At 61.4% G+C, this 15916-nt stretch carries 15 protein-coding genes; 5 read left to right on the forward strand and 10 right to left on the reverse strand.

All coding sequences use genetic code 11. The features are described 5' to 3' along the window. Nucleotides 1–7: 7 nt before the first annotated feature. From ACQRBT_RS27325 to miaB, 4 genes are all read right to left on the reverse strand, one after another. Nucleotides 8–847, reverse strand: coding sequence for an HlyC/CorC family transporter (locus ACQRBT_RS27325; RefSeq protein ID WP_017735641.1), 840 nt, complete (start codon nucleotides 845–847; stop codon nucleotides 8–10). Nucleotides 848–889: 42 nt separating this feature from the next. Beyond that, on the reverse strand, nucleotides 890–1348 hold the full coding sequence (gene ybeY, locus ACQRBT_RS27330; RefSeq protein ID WP_060754712.1) for an rRNA maturation RNase YbeY: 459 nt from the start codon (nucleotides 1346–1348) through the stop codon (nucleotides 890–892). Then, on the reverse strand, nucleotides 1341–2339 hold the full coding sequence (locus tag ACQRBT_RS27335; protein ID WP_060754711.1) for a PhoH family protein: 999 nt from the start codon (nucleotides 2337–2339) through the stop codon (nucleotides 1341–1343). Before ACQRBT_RS27335 ends, ybeY begins: the two co-directional genes overlap by 8 nt. Nucleotides 2340–2554: 215 nt before the next feature. After that, nucleotides 2555–3883 (reverse strand): tRNA (N6-isopentenyl adenosine(37)-C2)-methylthiotransferase MiaB, encoded by a 1329-nt coding sequence (miaB, locus tag ACQRBT_RS27340; protein ID WP_412047078.1) that lies wholly within the window; start codon nucleotides 3881–3883, stop codon nucleotides 2555–2557. 132 nt (nucleotides 3884–4015) lie between these two features. Between miaB and ACQRBT_RS27345 the strand changes: the two genes are divergently transcribed. Beyond that, nucleotides 4016–4342, forward strand: a complete 327-nt coding sequence (locus tag ACQRBT_RS27345; protein ID WP_040071161.1) for a DUF1820 family protein — start codon at nucleotides 4016–4018, stop codon at nucleotides 4340–4342. Between the two features lie 147 nt (nucleotides 4343–4489). Here ACQRBT_RS27345 and ACQRBT_RS27350 read toward each other — a convergent pair whose 3' ends face one another. The 4 genes from ACQRBT_RS27350 to ACQRBT_RS27365 all read right to left on the reverse strand — a co-directional run bounded on the left by ACQRBT_RS27350 (nucleotide 4490) and on the right by ACQRBT_RS27365 (nucleotide 8041). Next, nucleotides 4490–5044 (reverse strand): tetratricopeptide repeat protein, encoded by a 555-nt coding sequence (locus tag ACQRBT_RS27350; protein WP_161548423.1) that lies wholly within the window; start codon nucleotides 5042–5044, stop codon nucleotides 4490–4492. Nucleotides 5045–5270: 226 nt separating this feature from the next. Further along, on the reverse strand, nucleotides 5271–6554 hold the full coding sequence (gene hemL / locus ACQRBT_RS27355) for a glutamate-1-semialdehyde 2,1-aminomutase (RefSeq protein ID WP_161548422.1): 1284 nt from the start codon (nucleotides 6552–6554) through the stop codon (nucleotides 5271–5273). A gap of 30 nt (nucleotides 6555–6584) precedes the next feature. Next, on the reverse strand, nucleotides 6585–7211 hold the full coding sequence (gene thiE / locus ACQRBT_RS27360) for a thiamine phosphate synthase (RefSeq protein ID WP_060754708.1): 627 nt from the start codon (nucleotides 7209–7211) through the stop codon (nucleotides 6585–6587). 32 nt (nucleotides 7212–7243) lie between these two features. Next, entirely contained in the window at nucleotides 7244–8041 is a 798-nt protein-coding gene (locus ACQRBT_RS27365; RefSeq protein ID WP_090365667.1) for a hydroxymethylpyrimidine/phosphomethylpyrimidine kinase, read from the reverse strand. A gap of 287 nt (nucleotides 8042–8328) precedes the next feature. Between ACQRBT_RS27365 and ACQRBT_RS27370 the strand changes: the two genes are divergently transcribed. The 4 genes from ACQRBT_RS27370 (at nucleotide 8329) to ACQRBT_RS27385 (ending at nucleotide 14787) form a co-directional block, all read left to right on the forward strand. Continuing rightward, the gene (locus tag ACQRBT_RS27370) at nucleotides 8329–10746 is read left to right on the forward strand and encodes a hybrid sensor histidine kinase/response regulator (RefSeq protein ID WP_412047077.1); all 2418 of its coding nucleotides are present in this window, start codon (nucleotides 8329–8331) and stop codon (nucleotides 10744–10746) included. Between the two features lie 110 nt (nucleotides 10747–10856). After that, nucleotides 10857–12506, forward strand: coding sequence for an acyl-CoA dehydrogenase family protein (locus tag ACQRBT_RS27375; RefSeq protein WP_412047076.1), 1650 nt, complete (start codon nucleotides 10857–10859; stop codon nucleotides 12504–12506). Nucleotides 12507–12606: 100 nt separating this feature from the next. Next, nucleotides 12607–14079 (forward strand): AMP nucleosidase, encoded by a 1473-nt coding sequence (amn, locus tag ACQRBT_RS27380; protein ID WP_161548420.1) that lies wholly within the window; start codon nucleotides 12607–12609, stop codon nucleotides 14077–14079. Nucleotides 14080–14151: 72 nt separating this feature from the next. Beyond that, a complete protein-coding gene (locus ACQRBT_RS27385) occupies nucleotides 14152–14787 on the forward strand; it encodes a pseudouridine synthase (protein ID WP_412047075.1) in 636 nt (211 codons plus the stop codon). Here the strand turns inward: ACQRBT_RS27385 and ACQRBT_RS27390 are convergent. Next, entirely contained in the window at nucleotides 14782–14991 is a 210-nt protein-coding gene (locus tag ACQRBT_RS27390; RefSeq protein ID WP_032884769.1) for a DUF2788 domain-containing protein, read from the reverse strand. The genes ACQRBT_RS27385 and ACQRBT_RS27390 overlap by 6 nt on opposite strands. A gap of 205 nt (nucleotides 14992–15196) precedes the next feature. Beyond that, entirely contained in the window at nucleotides 15197–15676 is a 480-nt protein-coding gene (locus ACQRBT_RS27395) for an Lrp/AsnC family transcriptional regulator (protein ID WP_003194418.1), read from the reverse strand. Between the last annotated feature and the right edge of the window lie 240 nt (nucleotides 15677–15916).

The following is a 15916-nucleotide window of genomic DNA, read 5'->3' on the forward strand; positions in this document are numbered from 1 at the left end:
TCAGTCCTTAGCGGGCAATAGGTGTCAGGCGGATCAAGTGGATGCGACGGCTGTCCGCATTCAGGATGCGAAAGCGATACGCACCGATTTCGGTGGTTTCGTTACGCTTTGGCAGGTGCCCGAACGCATTCATTACCAGGCCGCCTACTGTGTCGAACTCATCGTCGGAGAATTCGCTGTCGAAGAACTCGTTGAAGTTCTCGATCGGCGTCAGCGCCTTGATCAGGAAGTCACCGCTGGGCAGGGGCTTGATGTAGCTGTCTTCTTCGACGTCGTGTTCGTCTTCGATGTCGCCGACGATCTGCTCCAGTACGTCTTCGATCGTTACCAGGCCCGCCACGCCACCGTATTCGTCGATCACAATGGCCATGTGATTGTGGTTGGCGCGGAACTCGCGCAGCAACACATTCAGGCGCTTGGATTCAGGCACGAAGGTGGCCGGACGCAGCAGGTCCTTGATGTTGAAGTTGTCACCGTTCTCCTTGAGGATCAGCGGCAACAGGTCCTTGGCCAGCAGGACACCCATGACGTCGTCATGGCTTTCACCGATCACCGGGTAGCGCGAGTGCGCCGAGTCGATCACGGCCGGGAGGAATTCCCGTGGGGTCTGGGTCGCCTTGATGCTGATCATCTGCGAGCGCGGGACCATGATGTCCCGTACTTGCAGGTCAGCGACCTGGATGGCGCCCTCGACGATGGCCAGCGCTTCGCTGTCCAGCAACTTGTTCTGATGGGCTTCGCGCAGCAGCTCCAGCAGCTCCTGGCGGTTTTTCGGCTCGTGGGCAAAAGCCTGGGTCAACTTGCCCAGCCATGACTTCTGCCCGTTGCTCGATCGGTCTTCGCTCATAGCGATTACTCTGAATCCTTTGTTGTATAGGTTAAGTGTTGATCAGTTTTCGTCATCTGCATAAGGGTCAGGGTGACCCAGTTCTGCAAGCAACGTTTGTTCCAGTGTTTCCATTTCCTCGGCTTCGTCATCGTCTATATGGTCGTAACCCAAGAGATGCAAGCAGCCGTGGATGACTAGATGGGCCCAGTGGGCTTCAAGTTCCTTGCCTTGTTCACGCGCCTCGCGCTCCACCACCGGCACGCAGATGACCAGATCGCCCAGCAGGGGAATATCCAGTAACTCATCCGGTACGTCGGCGGGGAAGGACAGCACGTTGGTGGCGTAATCCTTTTGCCGCCAGGTGTGATTCAGCTCACGGCCCTCAGGCTCGTCCACCAGGCGGATGGTCAGCTCAGAGTCGGCGGTGCGCTGGCGCAGGGCCAGGGCGCACCAGCGGCGAAACTGTTCTTCACTGGGCGCGGGCGCGTCGGTCGCCAGTTGCAGGTCTAGCTCAAGCATCGTGGCGTGCGTCCTTCGGGGCGTCGCCCTGGTGTTCGAAGCGCTCGTAGGCTTCGACGATGCGCTGCACCAGCGGGTGGCGCACGACGTCCTTGGGCATGAAATGCGTGAAGCTGATGCCCGGCACATCCTTGAGTACCTCGATCACCTGGCCCAGGCCCGATTTGGTGCCCTTGGGCAGGTCGACCTGGGTGATGTCACCGGTAATCACGGCGGTGGAGCCGAAACCGATACGGGTCAGGAACATTTTCATCTGCTCGACGGTGGTGTTCTGGCTCTCGTCGAGGATGATGAAGCTGTTGTTCAAGGTGCGACCGCGCATATAGGCCAGCGGGGCGATCTCGATCACCTGGCGCTCGATCAGCTTGGCCACGTATTCAAAGCCGAGCATCTCGTAAAGTGCGTCGTAGAGCGGGCGCAGGTACGGGTCGATCTTCTGCGCCAAGTCGCCGGGCAGGAAGCCGAGTTTCTCGCCAGCTTCGACCGCCGGGCGCACCAGCAGGATGCGGCGTACTTGCTCGCGCTCCAGGGCATCCACCGCGCAGGCTACCGCCAGGTAGGTCTTGCCGGTACCGGCGGGGCCGATGCCGAAGTTGATGTCGTTGCCGAGGATTTCCTTGACGTAGCGCTGCTGATTCAAGCCGCGTGGGCGAATCATGCCTTTCTTGGTGCGCAGTGCCACGCTGGCTTCGGCCACCGGGTTGTTGGCCAGGTCTTGCACGGCGGATTCCTGCAGGTACAGGTGCACGGTCTCCGGCGACAGCTCACTACCTTTGGTTTCGCGGTAGAGGCGACGCAGCAGGTTTTCTGCCGACGTGGTGTGCTGGGGTTCGCCAATCAGCTCGAACTGATTGCCGCGGTTGCGGATCTCGATGCTCAGACGTTGTTCGATCAGGCGCAGGTGCTCGTCGAACTGTCCGCACAGGTTGGCGAAACGGCGAGCCTCAAAGGGCTCGAGGAGAAAACGATGAGGTTCTATGGGTGCGTTCAAGGTCGCTTTTAGCCGCCCTTTGGCTGTTGAGGTGAAAGAGAGGATAACGCCAGCCGCCGGTGTGCGAAAGCACTTATATAACCCGAATTCGGCGTAATCCCAGTGTGGGAGGGGGCTTGCTCCCGATAGCAGTGGTCCAGATAAAGCATCTGGGGCTGACACTCCCTCATCGGGAGCAAGCCCCCTCCCACATTTGATCTGTGTCGTTCACAAGGTCACGGCAATAACGACCCGCGCAACGAGTGCGGTTGTGCCGCGTCGATGTGCACGTCGGCGAATTGGCCGATCAGGGTCGGATTGTCGCAGCGGAAGTTGACGATTCGGTTGTTCTCGGTGCGGCCTTGCAGTTCGCCCGGGTCTTTTTTCGAATAGTCGGTGACCAGGATGCGTTGGATCGAGCCGACCATTTGTCGGCTGATCTCGAAACCTTGCTGGTTCAGGCGATGCTGCAGTGCGTTCAGGCGTTCTTTTTTCAGCGCTTCGGGGGTGTCGTCCGCCAGATCGGCGGCCGGGGTGCCCGGGCGCGGGCTGTAGACGAACGAGTAGGAAAAGTCGAAACCAACATCTTCGATCAGCTTCATGGTCTGCTCGAAGTCTTTTTCGGTCTCGCCCGGGAAGCCGACGATGAAGTCCGAGCTGATGCAGATGCCCGGCACCGCCGCCCGCAGTTTGCGCAGTTTGGATTTGTATTCCAGGGCGGTATGGTTGCGCTTCATGGCCGCCAGAATGCGGTCCGAGCCCGACTGCATCGGCAAGTGCAGGTGCTTGACCAGTTCCGGTACTTCGGCGTGGGCCTGGATCAGGCTGTCGGAGAACTCCAGCGGATGGGAGGTGGTGTAGCGAATGCGTTCGATGCCGTCGACCGCGGCCACCACGCGGATCAGTTCCGCCAGGTCGGCCATTCGTCCATCATGGGTCTGGCCGCGGTAGCCATTGACGTTCTGGCCCAGCAGGGTCACTTCGCGCACGCCGTTTTCGGCCAGGTGGATGATTTCCGACAGCACATCGTCAAACGGCCGGCTGACTTCTTCACCGCGTGTGTAAGGCACCACGCAGAAGGTGCAGTACTTGCTGCAGCCTTCCATCACCGACACGTAGGCGCTCGGCCCGTCGATGCGCGGCTCGGGCAAGTGGTCGAATTTTTCGATTTCCGGGAACGAGACATCGACCTGCGGCATCTTGGTCACGCGGGCGGCGTCGATCATTTCCGGCAGGCGGTGCAGGGTCTGTGGGCCGAAGACCACATCGACATAGGGCGCGCGGTCGCGGATCGCAGCACCTTCCTGGCTGGCCACGCAGCCGCCGACGGCGATTACCATCTCCGGGTTCGCCAGCTTCAATTCGCGCCAACGGCCCAACTGGGAGTACACACGGTCCTGGGCTCGTTCGCGGATCGAGCAGGTGTTGAGCAGGATCACGTCGGCATCTTCGGCGCGGGCGGTGACTTCCAGGGCCTGGTGTTCGCCCAGCAGATCGACCATGCGCGAGCTGTCGTACTCGTTCATCTGGCAACCGTGGGTTTCGATGTAAAGCTTCTTGGCCATGGGGATCGTCAACTGGTGGTAAAGAACCGCGCATTATAGGGGGCATGCCCATGGGTTCCTAGCGTTGTGCATCGGGTGGCATGCTATAGTTCGCGCCCCCTTTTATATCCCCCGATGTGTTGTTTGCCCGCCATGACCAAACGTGAAGCTCCAATCTACAAGGTGATTTTCCTCAACCAGGGCCAGGTGTTCGAAATGTACGCCAAGCAGATCTATCAAAGTGATCTGTGGGGCTTCCTGGAAGTGGAAGAGTTCGTCTTTGGCGAGCGCACCCAGTTGGTCGTCGACCCGGGCGAGGAAAAGCTCAAGGCGCAGTTTGAAGGCGTGGTACGCAGCTTTGTGCCGATGCATTCGATTGTGCGCATCGACGAGGTGGAGCGCCTGGGCACGCCGAAGATCAGCGAGGCCCGGGGCGTGGGCAATGTCATGCCGTTTCCGATGCCGATGCCCGAAAAATAAAGCTTGGTAGTGAGCGGGCTTGCCCCGCGCTGGGTGGCGAAGCCGCCCCAAAACCGGCCACCTCGGTTTTTCTGAAGCACCGTGGCGTACTTGTTGGGGCGGCTTTGCCACCCAGCGCGGGGCAAGCCCGCTCACTACAGGTTCTGATCAGGGGAGGGGGGAGAAGGGCGAGCGCCCATCGGCACTCTGCAATTCCTGCAGGTAATTGCGGAAGATCTGGCCCAGTACTTGGGTGGCTACTTCCAACTCATCACGCTGCATGTTTGCGGCGACTTCGTCGGCGGTGTCCAGCGCGTCTTCGGCGCCGTTGACCGCGGCCATTTTCAGCACGATATACGCCTGGACGTTATTGGCCGGTACGCCTTCGCCCTTGAAGAACATGGTGCCCAGCTGGAATTGCGCCTGGGCGTGGCCCTGCAACGAGGCTTTCTCGAAGTAGCTCAAGGCTTTGTTGAGGTCGCGGGCCGGGTTTTTACTGTCGTGGTAATACTCACCCAACTCGTATTGCGCCTGCGCATCACCGCCGTCGGCCTGTTTCTGGCACGCGCTCAGGGCTTCGGCCTGGCTGTCTGGCTGTGTATTGAGGGTGCAACGACCCATCGCTGGGATTAACAACGAGTTGCCGCCTGCTTGTGCATGTGCCAGCAGCGGCTGAAGGAGCAACAGGCAGCCCAGTACCAGGGTGCGGCCGGTGCGTTTCATGGGAATCGACTTACCTCTGACGGGGCGCGCGGACCCTCGGGGAGTCCAATGAGCGCGCATTATGAAATAAGCAGGCCCCTGCTTACAAAGTCTTTACTCGATTTTCTGCTGCGAGGGCAAGTTATCTGCCGGATTGCAGGGAGATTCTCGAAAAAACTAGGAAAAGTCTGTAGGCAAAGTAGTAAATCAGGCGTCGCCCAAGGCAACGCCTGACGTGTTGTCACTGTTATTTCAACGCGGCGAAGGCACGCTCGGCAGCATCCAGGGTCAGTTTCAGCTCGGCTTCGCCATGGGCGATCGAAGTGAAGCCGGCTTCAAAGGCGCTTGGTGCCAGGTACACACCGCCTTCCAGCATCAGGTGGAAGAAGCGTTTGAACAGGTCGGCATCGCTGCCCATGACGTCATCGAAGGTGACGATGTCGTCGGCACCGCTGAAGTACAGGCCGAACATGCCGCCCGCCTGGGTGGTGACAAACGGGATGCCCGCGGCATCGGCGCGCAGTTGCAGGCCGTCCAGCAGGCGCGTGGTGTAGTCGGTCAGCTCGGCGTGGAAGCCTGGGCGGCTGATCAGGCGCAGGGTGGTCAGGCCGGCCGCCATCGCCAACGGGTTACCCGACAAGGTGCCAGCCTGGTACACCGGGCCCAACGGTGCGATGTGCTGCATGATTTCGCGTTTGCCGCCGAAGCAGCCTACTGGCATGCCGCCACCAATGATCTTGCCGAAGGTGCTCAAGTCCGGCGTGACGCCGTAGTAGGCCTGGGCGCCGCCGAGCGCGACTCGGAAACCGGTCATCACTTCATCAAAGATCAGCACCACACCATGTTTGTCGCACTGTTCGCGCAAGCCTTCGAGGAAGCCTGGCGCCGGTGGTACGCAGTTCATGTTGCCGGCCACCGGTTCGACGATGATGCACGCCACGTCTTGGCCGACTTCATTGAGCATCTGCTCGACGGCGGCGATGTCGTTGAACGGCAGGGTCAGGGTGTGTTTGGCGAACGCCGCCGGTACGCCGGCCGAGCTTGGTACACCTTGGGTCAGCAGGCCGGAACCGGCTTTCACCAGCAGGCTGTCGGAGTGGCCGTGGTAGCAGCCTTCGAACTTGATGATGCTGTCGCGGCCGGTAAAGCCACGGGCCAGCCGGATCGCGCTCATGGTGGCTTCGGTGCCCGAGCTGACCATGCGCACCATCTCCATGGATGGCACGATGGCACACACCAGGTCGGCCATCTCGGTTTCCATCGCGGTCGGCGCGCCATAGGACAGGCCATGTTCCAGTTGCTTGCGCACGGCGTCGAGTACGTCCGGGTGGCTATGGCCGAGGATCATCGGGCCCCAGGAACCCACGTAATCCACATAGCGTTTGTCATCTTCGTCGGTGACGTAGGCGCCTTCGGCATGCTTGAAGAACAGTGGCGTGCCGCCCACGCTCTTGAACGCACGCACGGGGGAGTTCACACCGCCGGGGATGTGTTTCTGGGCATTGGCAAACAGCGTTTCGGAACGGGACATGTCGGGGCTCTCTGAATTCAGGTGTGTTGTCTATTTAAGGCGCAGAAGGTCGTTGAATGCGCGGGCGCGACGCGTGACTTCCTGGGTGCTGTCGGCACCGAACAGGCCATGCACCACGGCCAGCAGGTCGGCACCGTGGGCCACCAGTGGTTCGGCGTTTTCCAGGGTGATGCCGCCGATCACGCAGATCGGCAACTGCAACCGGGTGCGGGCCTGGGCGAGCATTTCGACGGTGGCAGCGGGGGCGCCAGGCTTGGTATTGGAATTGAAGAAACGGCCGAAAGCGACGTAGCTTGCGCCTTCCCTGGCGGCCTGCTCCGCCAGTTCGATCTGGCTGTGGCAGGTGGCGCCGATAATTGCCTTGGAGCCCAGCAGGGCGCGGGCAGGGGTCAGTGGGCCGTCGGTCTGGCCCAGATGCACGCCGACGCCCAGGCGTGCGGCCAATTCGGCGTCATCATTGATAATCAGCTGGGTCTTGTAGCGCGAGCACAGCTCTCGCAACTTCTCGGCTTCGCGCAGGCGCCGTGCTTCGTCGCTGCTTTTGTCGCGGTATTGCAACAGGCTCACACCGCCTTCCAACGCCGCTTCGACGTAGGCGAGGAATTTGCCGGCCAACAGTTGGCTGTCGGTTATGGCATACAGGCCACGTAGTTTCATCGGGCAGGCCTCTTGCTTTTAAGGACGAAAAGTTACGAGCAGAAATCCAGCGGCAGCCGGCGCGGCACGAACTGGCCCTGGCCGAGTTGTTCGGCGTCGCGCAGGGTCCGCCAAGTGTAGTTGAGCGCCGATTGCACGGCACTGGCCAAGCCTTCGCCCTGGGCGATGCGGCCGGCCAGCGCACTGGCCAGCGTGCAACCCGAGCCGTGATAACTGCCGGGCAAGCGCTGGCAGGTAAAGGTCTGGCGGCTGCCGTCACGGCTGTACAGGCGGTTGTGCACTTCGTGCTCGTCGCCATGGCCGCCGGTGATCAGCAGGTGCTTGATATAGGGCAACAGCTTCTCGGCGCATTCGTCCGCCGTCCCCTCAGGCAACTCGGCGAGGATGCGCGCTTCAGGCAGGTTCGGCGTGGCGATCAGCGACAGCGGCAACAGGCGCTCACGCATCGCATAGCCGACTTCGTCCTTGCCCAGGCTGCCACCACCGCCGGCGCGCAGCACCGGGTCGCACACCACTGGCAGGTGCGGATGCGCCTGTAGCAGTTCGACCACGGTGTCGACCATTGCTATGGAACCCAGCATGCCCAGTTTGACCGACGCCACTTCGGAGTCGCCGAGCACGGCATTGGCCTGGGCCAGCACCCATTCGCGGTCGAGCACGCGGAAATCACTGACGTTGACCGTGTTCTGCACGGTCAACGCGGTGACGGCCGGGGCCGCATGGCAGCCTTGGGCGAGCAGGGCTTCGATATCTGCCTGCAAGCCGGCGCCACCACTGGGGTCGTGGCCGGAGAGACAGAGGACAACGGGACGAGAGCTGTAGATATTCATGGTGCGCGAGCTTACCACCAAACGCTTTTGGCGTGGCTGTCGGGCGTGGGGGGAATTAATGGCTTGAAAACCTCCTGGATATTCCCCGCCAACGATCTGACTGAGCCCATGAAAAAGCGCTGAAAGCCTCGTGATAGAGGCTTTCAAAAAATTATTTCAATAGTGTCTAATGGCCTTTACTGGCTATGCTAGAGTGGATTCAAACAACTCACGGTATCGCCGGTGTACGTCTACTCAAAAGGAATGGGGGGCTTTTGACATAACCGGACAGTCCACGCTGGGGCTCTATGCGCTATTTGCTGATCTTATTGTTGTGCGGGTTGCCGCTGCTCGCCAACGCCGTCGACTTCGATCAGGAGACTCGAAGCCTGCCGCTGGGCCGGGTCATGCAAGTGCTCGAAGACCCCACGGATGCCCTCACCATCGCCGAAGTCAGTTCCCCGGCTTACGCTGCCCAGTTCAAGACCCATGATAAAGCCACCCTCAATGCCGGCTATTCGCGCTCGGTGTTCTGGCTCAAGGTCGACCTGCATTATCTCGCCCAAGACCCCCGCGCCCCGCGTGGCTGGTTTCTGGAACTGGCCTATCCGCCGCTCAACCATGTGGACCTGTACCAGAAGGACGGCACCGGTCACTACCGCCTGACGGCGCGCACGGGCAGCGCCCTGCCGTTTTCCAGCCGTGAGGTCCGCCAGAGCAACTACCTGTTCAAGCTCAATTTCGTGCCCGACCAGCAGGAAACCGTCTATCTGCGCCTGCAAAGTGAAGGTTCGATCCAGGCGCCGCTGACACTGTGGTCCGGCACCGCCTACCTGGAACAGCAACCACTGCGCCTTTACGTGCTCGGGGCCATCTATGGCGTATTGCTGGGGATGCTGGTCTACAACCTGTTCATCTACTTGAGCGTGCGCGACACCAGCTACCTCTATTACATCCTCTACATTGCCTCGTTCGGCCTCTATCAACTGGCGGTCAATGGCGTGGCCATGGAGTATTTCTGGCCGAACAGCCCGTGGTGGGCGAATGCGGCGGTGCCGTTCCTGATCGGCTCGGCAGCGCTGTTCGGCAGCCTGTTCGCACGCAGCTTCCTGCACACGGCGCAGCACAGCCGCTGGCTTGATCGTCTGTTGCTGGCGTTGGCGGCCTGCGGCTCGGTGGTGATGGTGCTGGCGCTGCTGACCAGCTATGCACTGGCCTTGCGCCTGGCGACCGGCCTGGCGCTGGTGTTTACCGTGACCATCTTTTTCACGGCCATCAAGGCCTGGTTCTGTGGCCAGCGCATGGCGCGTTATTTCATCATTGCCTGGTCGGCGTTCCTGTTGGGCGGGGTGGTCAACACGATGATGGTGCTGGGCTACCTGCCCAATGTGTTCCTGACCATGTACGCCAGCCAACTCGGCTCGGCCATTGAGGTGGCGTTGCTGTCCCTGGCCCTGGCCGATCGCATCAACGGCATGCGTGAGCAACAGGCGCAAATCCTCTTCGATGCCAGCCAGAAGCTCGAAGTGCTCAACCAGCAATTGGCCCGCAGCAACCGCCTCAAGGATGAATTCCTCGCCACGCTGACCCACGAGTTGCGTACGCCGATGAATGGCGTGATCGGTTCCCTGGAGCTGATGCACACCGTGCCGCTGGACGATGACTTGGCGCAGTACCAACAAACGGCTGCCGGCTCGGCGCGGGACATGATGCGCATGGTCAACGGCATCCTCACCTTGACCGAACTGCAAGCCGGGCGCCTCACCGCTCAGCCCCAGGTATTCAGCCTGCGCGGCACCCTGGATACTTTGCGCCAGCAGTTCAGCTCCAGCGCCCAGAGCAAGGGGCTGGCGTTTTCCATCGATGTCGCCGATGAACTGCCGGACCGCATGATCGGTGACGCGGGCAAACTCACTCAGTGCCTGGATTGCCTGTTGGACAATGCCTTCAAGTTCACCCACGAAGGCAGTGTGCGTTTGCGCGTGGTGGGCGTGCCCCATGCGGATGGCGGGTTGCGCTTGAGCTTTATCGTAACCGACACCGGCGTGGGCTTCGCCTTTCTGGACGAGGCCACGCTGTACCAGCGCTTCTTCCAACTCGATGGTTCGACCACCCGCGAATACGGCGGCCTGGGTATTGGCTTGGCGATTTGCCGGCAGTTGATCGAGTTGCTGGGCGGGCGTCTGACCCACCATTCCGAGCCGCGCAAAGGCAGCCGGTTCCAGTTGGAGATGGAAGTTGGCGCAGCGCCGTCTGAGCTGAAAGTGCCGCCTGAACCGAAAGTCGCCTCCGACAGGCAGCGTGCTCCTCAGGATTGCGCGGTGCTGTTGGTGGACGACAACAGCGTGGGCCAACTGGCGGTGCGCGGGATGTTGCTCAAGCTCGGTTACCGGGTGAAAACCGTAGACAGTGGCGCGTCAGCCCTGGCGCTCCTGCAAGACGAAACCTTCGATGCCGTGTTGCTGGATGTGCCCGAAGGTGGTTTCTCATTGTGCTGTCAGATCCGTGCCTTGCCGGGGTGCGGTGAGTTGCCGGTGATTGCCTTGAGTACCTCTTTGCAGGCGCCGGAACGTGAGCGTTGCCACGGTGTCGGCGTCAGCGACCGCCTGTCAAAACCCGTGCGCTTCGACGCTTTGCAGGCGGTACTGGAGCGGCGTGTACTGTGCTCGGTAGAGGGCGAAAGCGCCGGATATTCGGCGTTTATGCCACTTTTTAAAGGCCGATGACGGTGCTTAACTGAAACTTCGGCCCTACCGGTAGGCAGCGTGCAGCAGCGAGCAAGCTCGCTCCTGTAAACCGCCTTGATCGACGTGGCCTTTATTTCAGGAGGCCCGCCATGAACCTGCATTCGTTCGCCGAAACCCACGACGTCACCAACCAGCCGCCCTCCCTGGACGGTACCAACCTCTACCGCGTCGACTTGCCCCTGCAAGAATGGTCGCGGCGTTTCGGCGCCGGCTGGGCGCAGACACGTATCGATGCTTACGGTGCGCTGGCCGGTGGTCCGTTGATGGAAGCCGGGTTCCTGGCCAACCAGAACAAGCCGGTGTTCAACAGCCATGACCGTTATGGTCATCGCATTGACCTGGTTGAATTTCACCCGGCTTATCATGAACTGATGCGCACCGCCGTCGAACATGGCCTGCCGTCGCTGCCCTGGGCCCATCCGCAGCCCGGTGCCCATGTGGCCCGCGCTGCGATGACCTACCTGCACAGCCAGGCCGAAGCCGGTACCGGATGCCCGCTGACCATGACCTTCGCCTGCGTGCCGGCGCTGCGCCTGCAGCCAGACCTGGCGCAGACCTGGCTGCCCAAAGTGCTCAACACCCAATACGATCCGCGCAACGTCGGCATCGCGCACAAGGGCGGTGCCACCATCGGCATGGCCATGACCGAGAAGCAGGGTGGCACCGATGTGCGCGCCAACACCACCCGTGCCTACCCGGTGGGCGCGGGCGGCCCCGGGCAAGCCTATGAACTGGTGGGGCACAAGTGGTTCTGCTCGGCACCGATGTGCGACGCGTTCCTGACCCTGGCCCAGACCGACAAGGGGCTCACCTGTTTCCTGCTGCCCAGGCACCGCCCGGATGACACGCGCAACGAGTTCTACATCCAGCGCCTGAAAAACAAGCTCGGCAACTGCTCCAATGCGTCCAGCGAAGTGGAGTTTCGCGGCGCCCTGGCCTGGATGATCGGCGAGGAGGGGCGTGGCGTGCCGACCATCATCGAGATGGTCGCCATGACTCGCTTCGATTGCATGGTCGGCTCCAGTGCCCTGATGCGCCAGGCGCTGACCCAGGCCAGCCATCATTGCGCCCATCGCTCGGTCGGCGGCCGCGTGCTCAGCGAGCAACCGCTGATGCAAAACGTACTGGCCGACCTGGCCCTGGAGAGCGAAGCCTCCCTGGCATTGAGCCTGCGCATGGGACGGGCGTTGGACCATCTCGCTGACGAGCAGGAAGCCAAGTTCGCCCGGCTGGTCACGGCGGTGGGCAAATATTGGATCTGCAAGCGTGCGCCGGCGATGATCAACGAAGCGGCCGAGTGCATGGGCGGCGCCGGGTATGTGGAGGACAGCATCCTGCCGCGCCTGTACCGTGAGGCACCGGTGAACTCGACGTGGGAAGGTTCGGGCAATGTGCAGTGCCTGGACGTGCTGCGGGCGTTGTCCAAAGAGCCGGGCGTGCTGGAGGCGCTGTTCGTCGAACTGGGCAGCGGTCACGGCGATAAACAACTGGCGCGGCATATCGAACAGTTGAAGACGGCGTTCATGGACACCCAGGATATCCAGTACCGCGCACGGCAACTGACCGAGGATATCGCCCTGGCCTTACAGGCAAAGCTGTTGCTGGAAGCGGGGAATGCGGCGGTCAGTGAGGGGTTTATCGCCAGCCGGCTGGGGGCATCGTCCGGCCGCGTGTATGGCACCTTGCCGCGAGGGGTGGAGGTCGAGGCGATTGTTGCGCGTTCCACGCCAGCCCTTTGATGCGCTCGGTCAAGCCCACCCATTTTGCACGCATTTCAATCCTTGGTTTCCGTCCAGCAGGGATACAGGCAAGATAAAGGCCTGCAAGTCAGAACACAGGATGCTTACCGTGACCGAAGCTTTTGTTGTCGTTCAAACCGCTGAAGAAGCCGTGGACCGGCTGGCGGCTCTGCATGAGCGCGCTACCGGCGCGCTCAATCAGGCCCTCAAGCAATACCTCAAGAACCGCGTCGAACCCGACGCCGAACAACGCGCACTGTTTCGCTACCCGGAACTGCGCCTGACCTATCACTGCCACGGTGAAGTCCCACAGACCACCCGGGCATATGCCAAGGTCCAACTGCCGGGAACCTACAGCGTTACCGTCACCCATCCTGCGGCGTTCCGTAAGTATCTGCTGGAGCAACTGGTGCCGCTGATGCACGACTTCACCGTGACGGTGGAAGTGGGCGTCAGCCAGCAGAACATCCCTTACCCGTACGTGGTGGAGCAGGGCGACGAATTGGCCGGCTCCGGCGTTACCGCTGCGACCCTGGCTCGCGTATTCCCCAGCACCGACCTGTCCGCCGCCACCGACGGCATTGCCGATGGCCTCTACGATTGGGAAAACACCGACCCGCTGCCTCTGGCACTGTTCGATGCGGCCCGCGTGGACTTTTCCCTGCGTCGCCTGGTGCACTACACCGGTAGCGACTGGCGCCATGTGCAGCCGTGGATTCTGCTGACCAACTACCATCGCTATGTTGACCAGTTCATCGTGCATGGCCTGGAGCAACTGCGCAGCGACCCGCGCTTTATCCGCATGGTGCTGCCGGGCAACGTGGTGATCGACAAGAGCATGGATCACGGCGAAGCCTCGGCGATTGCCGCCGGTGTGGTCTGGCACCGCTATCAGATGCCGGCCTACCACTTGCAGGCCGCTGACGGCCACGGCGTGACCCTGGTGAACATTGGCGTCGGCCCGTCCAACGCCAAGAACATCACCGACCACCTGGCTGTGCTGCGCCCTCATTGCTGGCTGATGATCGGCCACTGCGGCGGCCTGCGCCAATCCCAGACCATCGGCGACTACGTACTGGCCCACGCCTATATGCGCCGCGACGGGATTCTCGACCGCGTTGTGCCGCCGAACATTCCGATCCCGGCCCTGGCCGAAGTGCAACTGGCGCTGCAGCAGGCCGCGGCGAATGTCACCGGCGAGAAAGGCGAAGAGCTGAAAAAACGCCTGCGCACCGGCACCGTGCTGACCTACGACGACCGCAACTGGGAGCTGCGTTGGGCCCAGGAACGGCCGCTGATCAACCTGTCCCGCGCCGTGGCGGTGGACATGGAAAGCGGCACCATTGCCGCCCAGGGCTACCGCTTGCGTGTGCCTTACGGCACCTTGCTGTGTGTGTCGGACAAACCGTTGCACAGTGAGATCAAGCTGCCAGGTTCGGCCAACGCGTTCTATGAGCGCGCGGTCAGCCAGCACTTGAAGATCGGCATCGAGGCGGTCGACCTGTTGCGCACCGAGCTCAACTCGCTGCACTCGCGCAAGCTGCGCAGCTTCGACGAACCACCGTTCCGCTAAGCGGTTGGGATGGTCATTTAGCGGTCAGGCCACTAGCATTGTCGGCCCTGACCGTTAGATGTTCTTTTTGCCATGTCCCGTCCCACTCGCCCCGATTCGCGCCGCCCTGGCGTGAAACCTCCGTATACCGCTGCGCGGCGTGTCGCCAAGGCGCCCCCGGCCGAGCCGAAGCTGATCCTGTTCAATAAGCCGTTCGATGTACTGACCCAGTTCAGCGACGAAGGCGGGCGTGCGACCCTCAAGGACTTTATCGACATCCCCGGTATCTACCCGGCCGGTCGCCTGGACCGTGACAGCGAGGGGTTGTTGTTGCTGACCAACGATGGGCAACTGCAGGCGCGGATTGCCGACCCCAAGCATAAGCTGGCGAAAACCTACTGGGTGCAAGTCGAGGGCGAGCCAACGCCAGAGCAGCTGCAACGCCTGCGTGACGGCGTGGAGCTTAACGACGGCATGACCCTGCCCGCCGACGCGCGCCAATTGGATGAGCCCCAGTTGTGGCCACGCAACCCACCGGTACGCTTTCGCAAAAGCGTGCCGACGTCATGGCTGGAGTTGGTGATTCGCGAAGGCCGCAACCGCCAGGTGCGGCGCATGACGGCGGCGGTTGGGTTGCCGACCTTGCGCCTGGTGCGGGTACGCATTGGCGGCTGGTCGATCGATGGCCTGGATCAAGGCCAGTGGAAGGAAGTGCCGGCGCGCTTATAGGGCGCCGGATTCGATCAGGCCGATCACCACGCTTTTGATGATGAACGCTGCCACGCCCAGCCCCAGTACGAAAAACAGGATGAACGAGCCAAAGCGACCGGCTTTGGACTTCTTCGCGAGGTCCCAGACGATAAAGCCCATGAAAATAATCAGGACAGTGACCAGGCCGGTCATCATCCATTCTTCAAACAGGGCGGGGTCGATGTTGTTCATGGGGATTTTTCCGACAGTGAAGGCGGAGAGTATACGGCAGCGCTACTGACGCAATATTGACCTGGATCGAAGTCCGTTCCAACTGTGGGAGGGGGCTTGCTCCCGATAGCGGAGTGTCATTCACTGGATGCATCAACTGACACACTGCCATCGGGAGCAAGCCCCCTCCCACATTGGATCGCCATTGGTCCTGGGGTCAGGTGCGCAGGTGGGTCAGGGGCAGTTCGGTGCTGTTCAACACCTGGTTCAGCACAAAGCTCGACCGCACGCTGGTCACGCCTTCGATGCGGGTCAGGTGGCCCAGCAGCAATTTTTGATAGTGGTCCATATCCGGCACCACGACTTTCAACTGATAGTCCGCATCCATCCCGGTCACCAGGCTGCATTCCAGCACCTGGGGCAGGGTGCGGATGGCCGCTTCGAAGTTCTCGAAACGCTCTGGCGTGTGACGGTCCATGCCGATCAATACATAGGCTGTGAGGCTCAGGCCCAGCATCTTGCGGTCGAGCAAGGCGACCTGGCGGGCAATGTAGCCGTCGTCTTCCAATTGCTTGACCCGGCGAGAGCAGGGCGACGGTGACAGGCCGATGCGCTCGGCCAACTCCTGATTGGAGATCCTCGCGTCGCGCTGCAATTCCGCCAAAATACTCAGGTCGTATCGGTCAAGCTTGCTCATTGGGTTGGCCTTTGTCGTAACTATTGCGGTGAATTATCTATGAAGGGTTAAAAATTGCGCAAGCACTGTTTATTGACGCAATCTTCGCAATCATCTGTCGGGCACACGCGGGTATCGTTATCAACAGAATCACCGCCTGGACAACAGTCCACTCCCAGCGAGCCCAATCAGGCACGCTGCGGCCGCCGCCCCAGCAGGGTTGAGCCGGCCTCCAGGCTGCACACTGTCTACCAGACGGCG

Source organism: Pseudomonas sp. R19M (assembly GCF_050312585.1).
GTDB lineage: Bacteria > Pseudomonadota > Gammaproteobacteria > Pseudomonadales > Pseudomonadaceae > Aquipseudomonas > Aquipseudomonas palleroniana.